The sequence below is a fragment of the Methylobacterium sp. WL19 genome (assembly GCF_008040005.1).
GTDB classification, from domain to species: domain Bacteria; phylum Pseudomonadota; class Alphaproteobacteria; order Rhizobiales; family Beijerinckiaceae; genus Methylobacterium; species Methylobacterium bullatum.
Genome location: NZ_VRVC01000126.1, coordinates 1 through 14,812, shown reverse-complemented (window position 1 = coordinate 14,812; position 14,812 = coordinate 1). Strand labels below are relative to the sequence as shown.

General features: G+C 67.7%; 14 protein-coding genes. 9 read left to right on the top strand and 5 right to left on the bottom strand.

All coding sequences use genetic code 11. From position 1 onward, the window contains the following. Positions 1 to 316: DUF4142 domain-containing protein (locus FV220_RS20255; RefSeq protein ID WP_147833022.1), on the bottom strand; the 316-nt coding region annotated here is incomplete at its 3' end. 369 nt (positions 317 to 685) lie between these two features. Between FV220_RS20255 and FV220_RS20250 the strand changes: the two genes are divergently transcribed. From FV220_RS20250 to FV220_RS20210, 9 genes are all read left to right on the top strand, one after another. Beyond that, positions 686 to 1,546, top strand: coding sequence for a universal stress protein (locus FV220_RS20250; RefSeq protein WP_056139812.1), 861 nt, complete (start codon positions 686 to 688; stop codon positions 1,544 to 1,546). 143 nt (positions 1,547 to 1,689) lie between these two features. After that, positions 1,690 to 2,295 (top strand): hypothetical protein, encoded by a 606-nt coding sequence (locus FV220_RS20245; RefSeq protein ID WP_056139809.1) that lies wholly within the window; start codon positions 1,690 to 1,692, stop codon positions 2,293 to 2,295. 112 nt (positions 2,296 to 2,407) lie between these two features. Further along, positions 2,408 to 3,007, top strand: coding sequence for a hypothetical protein (locus FV220_RS20240; protein WP_147833020.1), 600 nt, complete (start codon positions 2,408 to 2,410; stop codon positions 3,005 to 3,007). Between the two features lie 211 nt (positions 3,008 to 3,218). After that, positions 3,219 to 3,875, top strand: coding sequence for a cytochrome b/b6 domain-containing protein (locus FV220_RS20235; RefSeq protein ID WP_147833019.1), 657 nt, complete (start codon positions 3,219 to 3,221; stop codon positions 3,873 to 3,875). Beyond that, positions 3,872 to 4,651 carry a molybdopterin-dependent oxidoreductase gene (locus tag FV220_RS20230; protein WP_147833018.1) on the top strand — a complete coding sequence of 260 codons (780 nt, stop codon included), beginning with the start codon at positions 3,872 to 3,874 and terminating at the stop codon, positions 4,649 to 4,651. The genes FV220_RS20235 and FV220_RS20230 overlap by 4 nt, the downstream gene beginning before the upstream one ends. 473 nt (positions 4,652 to 5,124) lie before the next feature. Then, a complete protein-coding gene (locus FV220_RS20225) occupies positions 5,125 to 5,316 on the top strand; it encodes a hypothetical protein (protein WP_018045405.1) in 192 nt (63 codons plus the stop codon). A gap of 65 nt (positions 5,317 to 5,381) precedes the next feature. Further along, positions 5,382 to 6,248 (top strand): serine O-acetyltransferase, encoded by an 867-nt coding sequence (cysE, locus tag FV220_RS20220; RefSeq protein WP_018045406.1) that lies wholly within the window; start codon positions 5,382 to 5,384, stop codon positions 6,246 to 6,248. Positions 6,249 to 6,597: 349 nt separating this feature from the next. Beyond that, positions 6,598 to 7,989 (top strand): family 2B encapsulin nanocompartment shell protein, encoded by a 1,392-nt coding sequence (locus FV220_RS20215; RefSeq protein WP_056139800.1) that lies wholly within the window; start codon positions 6,598 to 6,600, stop codon positions 7,987 to 7,989. Then, positions 7,976 to 9,985 carry a family 2A encapsulin nanocompartment cargo protein cysteine desulfurase gene (locus FV220_RS20210; protein WP_147833017.1) on the top strand — a complete coding sequence of 670 codons (2,010 nt, stop codon included), beginning with the start codon at positions 7,976 to 7,978 and terminating at the stop codon, positions 9,983 to 9,985. The genes FV220_RS20215 and FV220_RS20210 overlap by 14 nt, the downstream gene beginning before the upstream one ends. Positions 9,986 to 10,084: 99 nt before the next feature. Here FV220_RS20210 and FV220_RS20205 read toward each other — a convergent pair whose 3' ends face one another. From FV220_RS20205 to FV220_RS20190, 4 genes are all read right to left on the bottom strand, one after another. Continuing rightward, positions 10,085 to 10,513: a DUF6691 family protein gene (locus FV220_RS20205; RefSeq protein WP_187273475.1), complete on the bottom strand. Its 429-nt coding sequence runs from the start codon at positions 10,511 to 10,513 to the stop codon at positions 10,085 to 10,087. Further along, positions 10,513 to 10,929, bottom strand: a complete 417-nt coding sequence (locus FV220_RS20200) for a YeeE/YedE thiosulfate transporter family protein (RefSeq protein ID WP_018045410.1) — start codon at positions 10,927 to 10,929, stop codon at positions 10,513 to 10,515. The genes FV220_RS20205 and FV220_RS20200 overlap by 1 nt, the downstream gene beginning before the upstream one ends. Positions 10,930 to 11,403: 474 nt before the next feature. Then, entirely contained in the window at positions 11,404 to 11,787 is a 384-nt protein-coding gene (locus FV220_RS20195) for a nuclear transport factor 2 family protein (RefSeq protein WP_147833016.1), read from the bottom strand. A 104-nt stretch (positions 11,788 to 11,891) separates the two neighbouring features. Beyond that, positions 11,892 to 14,789 carry an FAD-binding and (Fe-S)-binding domain-containing protein gene (locus FV220_RS20190; RefSeq protein ID WP_147833021.1) on the bottom strand — a complete coding sequence of 966 codons (2,898 nt, stop codon included), beginning with the start codon at positions 14,787 to 14,789 and terminating at the stop codon, positions 11,892 to 11,894. Positions 14,790 to 14,812 lie beyond the last annotated feature (23 nt).

Sequence of the window (14,812 nt, the reverse complement as noted above, 5' to 3'; positions counted from 1 at the left end):
GAGCGTACCGGCCACGGGTGCCGCCGGCAATCGCCAAGGGCGCGCCGATCAGGCCGCCGGGACCACCGTTGCCGGCATAGGTCCGCTCGCCGCCGGCCAGGGCCACGTTCGCGGCCCGGTGGTCACGCACGGCGTCACGGGCGAAGCGGATGACCTGCGGATTGCGGCTCTTCGACAGCGCGATCTGGCTCGACTGGACCTCAAACGCATTGGCCTGCATCGCCTGGAGCCGGAAATCGCCGGACATGGTCTGGGCGGCGGCGGGGGTCGCCATGACGACGGCAATGGCGGACAGCGCAACGTAATTATTCATGATTCTGACCTCTGGATATGATCTTGAAAACGCAAAGGCGGCGTACCGGACCACATCTCTGCGGATCGGCGTATCCGACAACGCCACGTTTGCCGGACAACGACAGCCCCTCAATTGGGTTCCCGAAGAATGTCATCGTCATGCGGGCCATTCTACTGATATCGGCCGGATCACGGCGATGATCGGCACGGCTCTATAGCCAAGCTTCACCTGTCGTTTTAGCCTCGCCGGCTCCTCGTAGGCACGGATTCACGGCGTGACCCGCGAAGGCCGCAGAAAAGCGTGGGTTGACGACGAGCCGGAGTTTTCGGGAACGCGAAACCGCACTAGCCTGCCCGTCGGCGGCGATGATGTGGATGGAGGCTCCCGGCGATGAAGACCCTGCTCGTTCCGGTGGCGCTCCATGACGCGCTGCCCTCCGTCTTCGCGACCACGCTCCTGGTGGGACGCCGCTTCGGCAGCCTGATCGAAGGCGTCTCCCTGCGTCCGGCCCTCGCCGAATACGTTCCGGTGGACATGGTCGGCGGCATGACGTGGCTGCGCGACGAGGAGGCCGACAAGGCCGAGGCCGAGGATGCCGGCAAGCGCTTCGTCGATTTCCTCGCCGGCGCCGGCATTCCCGTCGCCACGGAAGGGCCGTGCACCCCCGAATTCGTGGCCGCCGCCGGAACCCGCTACCGCTGGCGCCCGGACGTGCCGGCGGGCGACGCCTTCCTCGGACATTACGCCCGCCTGTTCACCGCCACCGTGGTGGGCCGGCCCGGGTCCGGCGACGGCGCCCCGCGCATGACCACGTTCGAGACGGCCCTGTTCGAGAGCGGCCGGCCGATCCTGCTAGCGCCCCCCACCCCTCCGACGAGCCTCGGCGAGGCCATCCTGATCGCCTGGAACGGGTCGAGCGAGACCGCGCGGGCCGTGGCCTTCGCCATGCCCTTCCTGCGCAAGGCCTCGCGTATCCGCGTCGTCAGCGCGGAGGGCGGCATGGTACCTGGGCCGAGCGCGGAGGATCTGGCCAGAGCGCTCGCCTGCGAAGGCATCTTCGCGGACCACAAGGCCTTCACCGAAGGCCGGCGCACACCCGGCGAGGTCTTCCTCAACGAGGCGCAGGAATTCGGCTGCGATCTCCTGATCAAGGGCGCCTATACCCAGAGCCGCCTGCGCCAGATGATCTTCGGAGGCGCCACCAGTCACGTGCTGGCCCATGCCACCATGCCGATGCTGATGGCCCACTGACAGGCCCACGATAGCGCGCAATTGATTTGTGCGCATACGAACCCGATGCCACATCGCGCGTTGTCCGAGCGCTTCCCGCCGTGCAGGCGGAAGCGTCCGGCGAGGGTCCCGACAGCCGGGATCGCTCCAGCGCAAGGCATTCCATGACACGACGGATCATCGCGGCCGCCACCCTGTGCGTCGGCCTGTCCTCCGGCCTGCCCGTCCTGGCCGATTCTCCACTGGTCCGCGTGCGCGGAACGATCGAATCCGTCGCGGCCGATCACGTCACGATCAAGCCCCGCATCGGTCAGGCCGTCTCGGTGAAGTTCGCCGATGCGATGAGGGTGGCCGCCGCCAGCAAGGCCGAGATCGGCGACATCAAGCCCGACAGCTACGTCGGCACCGCCGCGACGCCGCAGGCCGACGGCACCCTCAAGGCCCTCGAAGTCGCCGTCTTCGCCCCGAGCATGCGCGGCACGGGCGACGGCCATTATCCGTGGGACCTCGAGAAGGAGAACACGATGACGAACGGCGCCGTGGGCGCCCTCGCGGGCACGACCGGCCGCACGATCACCGTGACCTACAAGGGCGGCGAGAAGACCATCACGGTCCCCGAGGACGTGCCGATCGTCTCCCTCAACCCCTCCGACACATCCGTCATCAAGGTCGGCGCCCGCGTGGTGGCGATCACCAAGGCGGATGCCGCCGGCACGATGGTCGCCGACAGGATGATCGTCGGCGAGAACGGCACCGTCCCGCCCATGTAGGCGGCAGCCCCGCGAACACACCCTTCCGGGGCGGCGGCGCAGCCCCGGCACCGGGGCCGGATTCTATCACTCCGCCCCGACCACAACGACGCCGAACCATCGAGGAACCGCCATGCTGAAATCCTTCCTGACGACGCTCACCCTGACCCTCGCCGTGACGGCCACCGCCGCCCAGGCCGACGACATCACGCGCTATCGCGGCACCATCGAGAAGGTCGACGGCACGGCCGTGACGATCAAGCCGCGCGTGGGCGAGGCACTGACGGTCAGCATGGCACCCGACGTGAAGGTGCTGGCGGCCTCCACCGGCAAGATCACCGACATCAAGCCCGACAGCTACATCGGCACCGCGGCGATCCCGCAGCCGGACGGTTCGCAGAAGGCGCTCCAGGTCACCGTCTTCGCCTCCTCCCTGCGTGGCACGGCGGACGGTCATTACCCGTGGGATCTAGGCTCCAACTCCACCATGACCAACGGCGCCATCGGCACCATCTCCGGCACCGAGGGGCGAACCCTTCTGGTTAAGTACCAGGGCGGTGAGAAGAAGGTGAATGTTCCGGACGACGTGCCGGTGACCCTGGTCGATCCGGGTGACAAGTCCATCGTCGTCGACGGAGCGAAGGTCGTGGCCTTCACAAAGAAGGGCACGGACGGCAAGCCCACCGCCGTGATCCTCATCGTCGGCCGCAACGGCACCGTCCCGTCGATGTGAATGAGGCAACGTCGACGAAGCCATTCACAAGCCTCGTCGACCGCTTCCCCCACCCACACACCTCCCCTGAGGTGCCGCGAAGCGGCCTCGAAGAAGCCCTCCGGAACGCACAGCGATATCTGGAGATCTCCTTCGAGGCCTTCGCTTCGCTCCGGCGCCTCAGGATGAGGTCGCGGATGGGAGCGGGGACCGAGACGCCACCGCTCATAGGATGTTCTGGATGACCGTCTCCTCGAACACGCAGTTTCGCATCACGGTGATCCACCCGCTCATCGTGCGCGTGACCCACTGGATCAATGCGGTCGCGGTGTTCTGCATGCTGTTCAGCGGCTGGGCGATCTACAACGCCTCGCCGTTTTTCCCCTTCGTCTTCCCGAAATGGGCGACCCTCGGCGGATGGCTGGGAGGGGCGCTCGCCTGGCACTTCGCCGCCATGTGGTTGTTCGCCCTGAACGGCCTCGCCTACGTCCTCTACGGCCTGTTCGCACGGCATTTCGCCAGATCGTTCCTGCCGCTGAGCCCGAGGGCGTTCTGGCGCGACGCCGCCGACGCCGTCAGGCTGCGCCTCGCCCACCGGATCGGCGAGTACAACGCGGTGCAGAGGGTCGCCTATCTGGTGGCGTTCCTTCTCGGAATCCTCCTCGTCGCCTCCGGCCTCGCTTTGTGGAAACCGGTCCAGTTGCAGGGACTCGCCGCTTTGTTCGGCGGCTATGAATGGGCGCGGCGCGTGCATTTCCTCGCCATGTCCGGCCTCGTCGGCTTCATCCTGCTCCATCTCGCGCTCGTCATCCTGGTGCCGCGCACCCTCGTCGCGATGGTCACAGGCCGCGCCCGCATTCCCCTCGACCCCGTGGAGACGCGCTCATGAGCCGTGACGAGACCGAGGCGAAACGCCTGCGCGCGCTTCGCCGGGAGATCCAACCGGAACTGGTGAAGCTGGAGCGCCGCCTGTTCCTGCGCTCGGGCCTGTCTCTCGGCGCCCTGTCGCTGCTTTCGGGCTGCGACCTCTCCACCGGCACCAACGGCACGCTGATCGACCGCACGCTGTGGGCGATGTCGCGTGCCAACGACCGGGTCCAGGCCTGGCTGTTCGACCCGAACAAGTTGGCACCGACCTATCCGGCGAGCATGATCGACACGCCGTTCCGCTTCAACGCCTACTACCCGCCGGACAACATCCCCGAGATCGACGAGGCGACCTGGAAGCTCGACGTGTCGGGCCTCGTCGCCGACAAGACGCCCTGGACCTTGCAAAAGCTGCGCGCCCTGCCGCAGGAGAGCCAGATCACCCGTCACATCTGCATCGAGGGCTGGAGCCAGATCGGCCAGTGGAGCGGCGTGCCGCTGAAGGCCTTCCTGGAGCGGGTCGGGGCCGACCTCACCGCGAAGTATGTCGGCTTCAAATGCGCCGACCGCTATTACGGCAGCCTCGACATGCCGAGCGCCCTCCATCCGCAGACGGTGCTGGCCCTGGATTTCGGCGGCAGCGCCCTGCCTCTCGAATACGGCTACCCCCTCCGGGTGCGCGTGCCGACGAAGCTCGGCTTCAAGAGCCCCAAGCACATCGTCTCGGTCTTCGTGACCAACGACTATCCCGGCGGCTACTGGGAGGACCAGGGCTACAACTGGTTCAGCGGAATCTGACCGGGGTCAGACACCGGCGATGCCGGCCCCGGAGGCCGATGGCCGGGAATCGAAGCGGAAGGACAAGCCTGCTCCCCGCACCGGACTCGAGGGAAGGATCTTTCGGGAAGCGCCTGGTCTTTGAAAATCACTCTCGTTGACCCGAACGAGCCAAGATATGCACAATGCAGGGAGACAAAAAAAAAGAACCGCCTGCCTGCACCATGCCTCCCGAGACAGGTTTGTCCGCAGGCAATGCTTGGATTGGAAATCCGTGTCGTTACGCCTTGGACTGTTACCCTCAGACGTGACGATCCACCCGGCGCATGCCGAGTGTACGCCTCGCCTCGCACGAATGCCGATACTCGGCGAAAGCTCATAGGTTCGACCCATGAGACGAGCGTTTCGAGGCATGTGAGGTCCTGACCGGCATTGGCCGTCAGGCGCACGGACGATCCCCCAACACTGAAAAACGATACCCGGAGGAGGGAACGATGGTTCTCGGAGATCAGGTCGTGTTCGCGAGACTCGATGTCGCCGAGGCGCTGGGCATCTGGCGTCACGCCACGGGGCGTATCGTCGACATCGTATCCGGCCCCGACGGGGCAGAGGCGGTGAACGTCCAGTTCGAGGGCCACGGCCTGCTCGTCGGCTACATCGCGACGCTGTTCCAACGCATCGGCTGAGCGCGCGGTCTGCGGGGGTAAAGGCAGGCTCTCGCGAGCCGGGCGCGAGGAGTGGAAGACCGATCATGACAGCGGGCAGCCTGGCGACGCGCAGCGTTCCCACCAACATCCTCCGTCCGCCCCTGCGCACCGTGAGCCAGACCACCGTCGAAGCCGACCTCTGGCGTGCCATGCGCGCCGAGGCCGAAGCCGCGTTGATCGAAGAGCCGCTTTATGCCGGCATCATCCAGGCGACGGTCCTGGATCAGCCGAGCCTGATCCATGCCCTCGCCTACCGGCTCGCCCATCGCCTCGGCGACGGCGATCTCTCCCGCCTGTCCACCCGCGACCTCTGCCTCGCCGCCTTCCAGGCGGACCCGCATGCGGGCGGTCACGCGGTCCGCGACATCGTCGCCATCCGCGAGCGCGACCCCACCTGCCGCCGCTATCTCGATCCCTTCCTATTCTACAAAGGGCTGGCCTCTCTGGAGGGCTACCGGGTGGCCCATTGGCTTTGGCACCAGGGCCGCGCCACCCTGGCGCTGCATATCCAGAGCCGGATCTCGGAGGTGTTCGGGGCCGACATCCATCCCGCCGCGCGAATCGGATCGGGCGTGTTCATCGATCACGCCACCGGCGTCGTCATCGGCGAGACCACGGTGATCGCCGACGATGTCTCGATCCTGCAATCGGTGACCCTCGGGGGCAACGGCAAGGAAAGCGGCGACCGCCATCCGAAGATCGAACGCGGGGTCCTTCTCAGCGTCGGCGCCAAGGTGCTGGGCAATATCCGGGTCGGCGAGGGCGCGAAGGTCGCCGCCGCCGCCGTGGTGCTGCACGACGTGCCCGCCCACACCACCGTCGCGGGCGTGCCGGCCCGCGTCGTGTCGCGCATCAGCCCCACCGAGGACCCCGCCCTCAGCATGGACCAGTTTTTCGGTGACGGGATCTAGGGACGATTTTTCAACTCTTCTTCTCCCATCCATCCGTACAGGCGAGATAAATAATCTCCTATACCGTCGAACTATAGAATTGAATTATCTTATATAACGAAAAATAGAATATCCATTCTCTAGTTCTACGAATTTATAGAACAGAATTTCATTGACCCTCTTCAAGATCGAGCGTTAGAAACAAAGCGTCCCCGCAGTGACGCTTTGTCTGAGGCGGCGGGGGCCGACCAAGATCAGTCCAAGATCATCATCGAGCGAGAGCGGACGCGTGACAGGCACGGCTACGATGCGGCATGCGCCGCGTCACGGCCGGCCGACGCCTCCTGCCGCAATACGGAGACGAACCCCCATGAGTGGACCCGGTCTGAGCGTGAGCGCCTCGGCGGCACGCAATCTTGCAACGGCGACCGTCACGTCGGTCCAGAACGCGGCCAACACCCCCCGCTGGTTCCATCGCCTGCTGCCCTTCGTCGACGTCGCCGGCGGCGTCTACCGGGTCAACCGCCGCGCCGTGGTGCTGGCCAAGCCCGGCAGGATTGTCCTCGCCAACGACGGCGGCACCCACACCGTGCGCCCGGCCTCCCTGCGCAGCGTCCCGCTGTTCAGCCGCCTCGGCGACAACGAGCTGTCGGCACTGGCCTCCAAGTTCACCGTCTCCCAGCACAAGGCGGGCGAGATCATCGCCGAGGAGGGCTCCACCGGCCGCAGCCTCACCGTCGTGGCCGAGGGCACCGTCGAACTGACCCTGTCGGGCCCGTTCAAGAACCGCCTGCGCCAGGGTCTCGCCACCGGCGGCGACTATTTCGGCGACAACGATCTCGTGAGCGAGAACGCGCCCGCTCCCGCCGTGAAGGCGCTCTCGGCGGTGACGCTGCTCACCCTGGACCGCTCCGCCATCGAGGACGAGGGCATCCGCTCGCGCATCTCCCAGTTCGTGGAAGAGCGTGACCGCCTCAAGGGCCATACCAACAGCGAGGGCGAGCAGGGCATCGAGCTTCTGGCGGTCCATACCGGCGAGCCGCGCCTGCCCACGACCTATGTCGATTACGAGGTCGACCCGCGCGAGTACCACCTCTCCACGATCCAGACGATCCTGCACACCCACACCCGCGTCACCGATCTCTACTCCAACGAAATCGACCAGCTGCGCGAGCAGATCCGCCTCACGGTCGATGCCGTGAAGGAGCGGGAAGAGTGGGAGCTGTTCAACAATTCCGAGTTCGGCCTGCTCCACGAAGTCAGCCAGCGCCAGCGCATCCCCACCCGTGGTGGACCGCCCACCCCGGACGACCTCGACGAGCTCCTGACCCTGGTCTGGAAGAAGCCCGCCTTCTTCGTGGCCCACCCTCGCGCCATCGCGGCCTTCGGCCGTGAAGCCACCCGTCGCGGCGTGCCGCCGGTGGTGATCCACCTGTTCGGCTCGCCCTTCATCACCTGGCGCGGCGTGCCGATCGTGCCCAGCGACAAGCTCCCCATCGACATCGACCCGGTGACCGGCGCCCAAACCACCTCGATCCTGCTGCTCCGCGTCGGCGAAGGCGAACAGGGCGTGGTCGGTCTGCAGAAGTCCGGCGTCACCGGCGAGATCGAGACCGGCCTGTCGGTGCGCTACATGGGCACCAACGACCATTCCATCGCCTCGCACCTCGTGACCCGCTACTTCTCGGCCGCGGTGCTGGTGGAAGACGCCATCGCACGCCTCGATAACGTGCTGCTGGGCAACTACCATGACTACGCTTAACGCGCCGTCTGTCGGCCTCCCCACCGGGGTGTTCGGCGACACGGCGCATGCGGATCTCGTCGGGCGCCTCGCCCGCGAGATCTACGGTCAGGGTCAGGCGGCGTCCGCGCCCCTGACCCCCAACCTGCCGCAGACGCCGCAAGCACCGCAGGCCCTGGAGAACATTCCCCAGGGCTTCGGCCACCCCCTCGCCCCCAAAGCGGATCTCGGCACGCCGTCGATCCCCTCGGGCGCCGCGCCGTCGGGCCTCCAGCCCGACGCCTCGGCGCTGGCCGCCCGCTCGTTCGGATCACCTCCGGTCGGCCTTCCCGGCCTCACCGGTCCGGGCTTCGCTCAAGCATCGGCATTTCCCTCGGTCCATCCCGAGGCGCAGGCTCCCCGTGGGGGCCTGCCCGAGTTCTTCGTGCCGAGCGTCGCCGATGTCGCCGCCTTCCTCCCCGGCGGCCACGATCTCCACGCCACGATCGCCAAGGACCACCCGCGCGCCAATGCCTTCGCGCATGGGTTCGCGCCGTCCCTGGTGCCGGAAGCGCCCGGTCATCGGGGCCAGAACGCCTCGCGTCAGGACGCCTCGCAGGAGACGGTCTCCCGCGCCGGCCGGGCTTCTCCGAATGCAGGCCGGAAGGTGGAGATCGCCGACGAGCCGTTCTCGTCGGGCGAGTACTACTTCCTCACCGACCACAGCCGGACGGGCAACGCCGCGCCCGCTCCGACGACCCGCCACGAGCCGCGCCCCGGCCATGCGCCCCATGTCTCGTCGCAGGGCTCCAGCCCGGTGGCGGCACCCTTCGACGTGGAGCGGGTGCGCAAGGACTTCCCGGCGCTGCACCAGAGCATCAACGGGCATCCGCTGGTCTGGCTCGACAACGCGGCCACCACCCACAAGCCGCAGAGCGTCATCGACGCGACGAGCGAGTTCTACGCCCGCCACAACTCGAACATCCACCGGGCCGCGCATACCCTGGCGGCGCGTTCCACGGACCTGTTCGAGGGCGGGCGCGAGAAGGTGCGTCGCTTCATCAACGCCGCCTCGACGGACGAGATCATCTTCCTCCGGGGCACCACGGAAGCGATCAACCTCGTCGCCAACTCCTACGGTCGCGCCAATATCGGCCCGGGCGACGAGATCATCGTCTCGACCATCGAGCATCACGCCAACATCGTCCCCTGGCAGCTCCTCACCCAGGCGACCGGGGCGACCCTGCGCGTGATTCCCGTGGACGATCGCGGCGAGATCATCTTCGAGCAGTTCGCGACCCTCCTGTCGGGCCGCACCAAGATCGTCTCGATCACCCATGTGGCCAACGCTCTGGGCACCATCAACCCGGTCCGTGAGATCATCGCCCTGTCGCATGCCTATGGGGTGCCGGTGCTGGTGGATGCGGCGCAATCGTCGCCGCACATCCCCCTGGACGTGCAGGCGCTGGACGCCGACTTCCTCGTCTTCTCCGGGCACAAGGTGTTCGGGCCGACGGGCATCGGCGCCCTCTACGGCAAGCGCGCGCTGCTGGAGGCGATGCCTCCGTGGCAGGGCGGCGGCCACATGATCGAGGACGTCACCTTCTCGAAGACGGTCTACAAGGGCGTTCCCGAGAAGTTCGAGGCGGGCACGCCGGACATCGCGGGAGCGGTGGGGCTCGGCGCGGCCCTGGACTACCTCGAGAGCGTCGGACTTCCCGGCATCGCGGCCTACGAGCACGACCTGCTCGAATACGCGCAAGCCGGGCTTGCCGAGGTGAAGGGCCTGCGTCTGATCGGGACCGCGCGACAGAAAGCCAGCGTCATGTCCTTCGTCGTCGATGGGCATGACAACGAAGCGGTGGCCAAGCACCTCGACGCCCGCGGCATCGCCGTGCGCTCGGGCCATCACTGCGCCCTCCCCGCCCTGCGGCGGTTCGGGGTCGACCAGTCGGTTCGCGCCTCGCTCGCCTTCTACAACACCCGCGCGGACGTGGACGCCTTCCTGAAGGGGCTCCACAGCCTGCCGCGCCGGTAGCGTCGGAATCCGAGAACGCGGTGTGACATCATTCGGCCCGGTCGGTTCTCCGACCGGGCCGAATGCGTTCGACGCCCGCCGCCGCGCAGTCGGCCGGCATCACTTGCGGGATGCGGCGGCGGTGAAGCGGTGGAGCAGCATGCCCGCCACCATCGCCGCCACGAACCCGATCACCTGCGGCAAGCCCAGAGTCAGGCCCGCCAGCGCCGGGCCGGGACAGAGGCCGACGAGGCCCCAGCCGATGCCGAACAGGGCGGCACCGCCGACCAGGCTCGCCGTGATGGGACGGTTGTGGGGAATCTCGAAGCGCTGGGCCAGCACGGGCCTGCGCATCCGCGACACGAGGACATAACCCAGCGCCGAGACGGCGACCGCGCCGGCCAGCACGAAGGCGAGGCTCGGGTCCCAGGCGCCGGCCACGTCGAGGAAGCCGAGAACGCGCGCCGGGTCCATCATGCCCGAGAGCGCGAGGCCGAATCCGAACAGGAGGCCGGCGAGCAAGCCCACCGCGGAACGCAAGGTGTCCATCACCATCCACCATGTCGGACGAGGAACACCGTCGCGGCGGCGGCGGCCATGAAGGTCGCCACCGCCGCGATGGAGCGGGGCGACAGCCGGGCGAGGCCGCAGACGCCGTGGCCGCTGGTGCAGCCCCCGCCGAGCCGCGTCCCGTAGCCGACGAGGAGGCCACCGAGGACGATGAGGCTCCACGGTGCGTCGAGTTGCACGACGGGCCATGCACCGAAGGCGAGTCGATACAGGACCGGGCCGAGGAGCAGGCCGGCGAGGAAGGCCCAGCGCCACGGCGTGTCCCGGCTCAACGGCAGCATCGCCCCGGCGGCGATGCCGCTGATCCCGGCGATGCGGCCGTTGAGGACGAGGAGCAGGGCGGCGGAGGTCCCGATCAGGGCACCACCGGCAAGGGCTGACAGGTAGACGATCATTCGGAGACTCCGGCTCCAGTCGAGGGAGCCACTTGGAACGAGTTCTTTCGTAGCGGACCAACGCGGCCGACCGTAGAGAACCCGCTATCGAGAATGAGAAACGACGCCCCGGCGGTATCCCCCGCGCCCACCGAGAGGTCGAACGCCGAAGCGTTGCTGTCAATGCGAAACATCCTGCCACCACGCCCCGCCGCAGAGCGTGCCGGGATGGCTCAGGGAATGATGGCGGTGACGCGGATCTCGATACGCATCCTGGGCAAACCGAGCGCATCGACGCCCAACTGGGTCCAGATCGGGGCACGATCGAGCGTGGAACGGCGGAAGCGGCCGGCAGCGCATCATGCCAAAGTGTGGGGAGCTCTGACGTGCCCAGATCGCCAGACGTCATCGGCCAGACGACATCCGGATGACATGGCCAAGACTGGAAATGGCTGAGACTGAAATGGCCAAGGCCGAAAGCGGGCCACGCGCTCCCTAGAACATCCCGTTCGGATTGGCGGAGGAATCGGGCAGGATCTGCAGCACGTCCCAATGCTCGACGATCCTGCCGCCCTGATCGAGCCGGAAGATATCGATGGCCGCATAATCGTGGTCGCCCGGCCAGTGCTGCAGGCAATGCAGCACCACGAGATCCCCCTCGGCGATCGCCCGCTTCACCTCCACCCGCTTGCCCGGCCATTCATGCGCCATGCGCTCGAAATAGGCGATGAAGCCGTCCTTGCCGTTCGCCACATGCGGGTTGTGCTGGATGTAGTTGTCGCCCGCATAACGCTCGATGGCTTCGCGCGGCAGGCACTCGTCGAACATCAACCGATAGAAGGCGATCACATTCGCCTTGTTCTGCTCCAGGTCGGTCATGTTGTCCCCTGAGCGAGGCGGAGTCCACTCGAGAAAGGCGGCCCGCCTTTCTCGATACCATCCATCACGCCCTCACGACCATGACCGGCCGCCCTGCCCGGCCGTCAGTGACGGTCGGCCGACGCCACCATCGCCGCGTCCAGCACGCGCGCCACATGGAGCGCTTCGAGCCCGAGACCGTCGTGGATCTGGTGGCGGCAGCTGGTGCCGTCGGCCACGACGAGATCGTCCGGGCCGGCCTTGCGCAGGGCCGGGAACAGCGAGAGCTCGGCCATGGCGAGCGACACGTCGATGGTCTCGGCGCCGTATCCGAAGACGCCCGCCATGCCGCAGCAGCTCGACTCGATGACCCTCACGTCGAGCCCCGGCACCGCGCGCAGCACCGTTTCCACCGCGCCCATGGCGGCGAAGGCCTTCTGGTGGCAATGGCCGTGCAGGTGGGCGACGCGCCCGCCCTGGTCCGCCAGAGGCAGGGCGATCCGCCCGGCATCGAGATCGACGGCGAGCAGCTCCTCGAACAGCAGGCTCGCCTTGCTCAACTCCCCCGCCTCCGGGCCGGGGAGCAGGGACGCGAACTCGTCGCGGAAGGTCAGCAGGCAGGACGGTTCGAGCCCGACGATCCGGGCACCGGCCCGGATGAAGGGCAGTAGGGTGGTGAGCGTGCGGCTCGCCTCCTCGCGGGCCCGGTCGGTCTGGCCGGAGGCGAGATAGGTGCGGCCGCAGCAGAGGGGGCGTCGTCCACGGTTGGGGAAGACCCGGTGCAGGCGGTAACCGGCGGCGATCAGCACACGCTCGGCCGCCTCCAGGTTCTCCCGCTCGAAGGCGCGGTTGAACGTGTCGCCGAACAGCACGATGTCGCGGAAATCCCCGGTCACGTCGCCCGGATGGGCCGGCTCGCCCTGCTCGACCCAGGGTCTGCGCCAGCGCGGCAGGGTGCGCCGCGCCGAGAGCCCGGCGACCCGCTCCAACAGCCTCGCCAAGGCGGGCACCCGGTCGCGCAGGTTGAGGAGCGGCGCCAGCCAGGCGGCGGTGCCGGCATAGAGCGGCAGGGCCGCCACCAGCCGCTCTTTCAGGGGCAGGCCGTGGCGGGCGTGGTAATGGTGCAGGAACTCGACCTTCATCTTGGCCATGTCGATGCCTGTGGGGCATTCGCGGCGGCAGGCCTTGCATGAGACGCAGAGATCCAGGGTCCGCTTCATCTCGCGGCTGGTGAAGGCGTCCGCGCCGAGCTGACCCGAAATCGCGAGCCGCAGGGAGTTCGCCCGGCCACGGGTCAGATGCTGCTCGTCTTTCGTGGCCCGGTAGGACGGGCACATCGCCCCGCCCGCGAGCTTCCGGCACGTGCCGTTGTTGTTGCACATCTCGACGGCGCCGCCGAAACCGCCCCATTCCGACCAGTCGAGGGCGGTCTTCTTCGGCTGGCTCACCGCGTAGCCCGGCTGGAATCGCATTAGCGAACGGTCGTCCATCTTGAGCGGCCGGACGATCTTGCCGGGGTTGAGCCGGTTCTCGGGGTCGAACGCGTCCTTCACCTGTTCGAAGGCGCGGGTCAGGCGTTCGCCGAACATCGGCGCGATGTATTCAGAGCGCGAGATGCCGTCGCCATGCTCGCCCGAATAGGAGCCCTTGAAGCGGCGGACCTGTTCGCTCGCGGCCTCCGCGATGGCGCGCATCTTGGCGACGTCCCCGCCCTGCTTCATGTCGAGGATCGGGCGCACATGCAGACAGCCGACGGAGGCGTGGGCGTACCAGGTGCCGCGCGTGCCGTGGCGGGTGAACACCTCCGTCACCGCATCGGTGTAATCGGCGAGATGCTCCAGCGGCACCGCGCAATCCTCGATGAAGGAGACGGGCTTGGCATCCCCCTTCATCGACATCATGATGTTGAGGCAGGCCTCGCGCACCTCCCAGACCGATTTCTGGCGGATCGGCTCCGGCACCTCCACCACGGCGTCCACATGGCCGTTATCGGCCATGCACGCGTCGAGACGCCGAAGATCGGCCAGGAGCGCGTCCCGGTCGTCGCCGGCGAATTCCACCAGGAGCAGACAGTTCGGCGTGCCACGGGTGATGTCGGCCAAAGTCGCCCGGAACAGCGGGATGTCGGCGCCGAGCACCAGCACGTTGTTGTCCACGAGCTCCACCGCCACGGGATCGAGATCGACGATGGCCTTCGTCGTCTCCATGGCGGAGCGGAACGACGGGAAGTGGCAGACGCCCATGACCCGGTGCGTCGGCAGGCGCGACAGCTTCAACGTCACGCTGGTGGTGGCCGCCAGCGTCCCTTCCGAGCCGACGAGGAGATGGGCGAGGTTCGGCCGCGCCTCGATCAGCGCATCGAGATTGTAGCCGCCGACCCGGCGCTGCACGCGCGGGTACATGCGCAGGATCTCGTCGCGCTCGGATTCGGCCAGAGCCCGCATGGCGGCGGCGAGGGCGTCCGCCCGCCGCGAGCCGGTGACGCCCGTCGCCGCGTTCCCGGTGAGGCCGAAGCCGAAGGGCTCGCCGTCATGGAACAAGGCCTCCATCCCGAGGACGTTGTCGCTCATCTTGCCGAAGCGCAGGGAGCGCGCGCCGCAGGAATTGTTGCCGGCCATGCCGCCGATGGTGCAGCGGGTGGCGGTGGAGGGCTCCACGGGAAAGAACCAGCCATCGGCCTTCACCCGCGTGTTCAGCCGTTCCAGCACCATGCCGGGCTCGACGGTGATGGTTCCGGCTTGCGCGTCGTAGGCGATGATCCCGTTGAAATGGCGCGAGCAATCGACCACGAGGCCGCGCCCGATGGGCTGGCCGTTCTGGGACGTGCCGCCGCCGCGCAGGATCACCGGCACGTCGTGCTCGGCGGCGATCTTCAGGGTGGCGGCGATGTCGGCGGCGCTGCGGGGCAGGACCACGCCCGCCGGCATGATCTGGTAGATCGACGCGTCGTTGGCATAGCGCCCCCGGGTGAAGGCATCGAACTTCGCCTCGCCGGCGAGGGCCTCGGCGAGGCGGCGCGGCAGGCCGGCGCCCTGCCGGTTGGCGG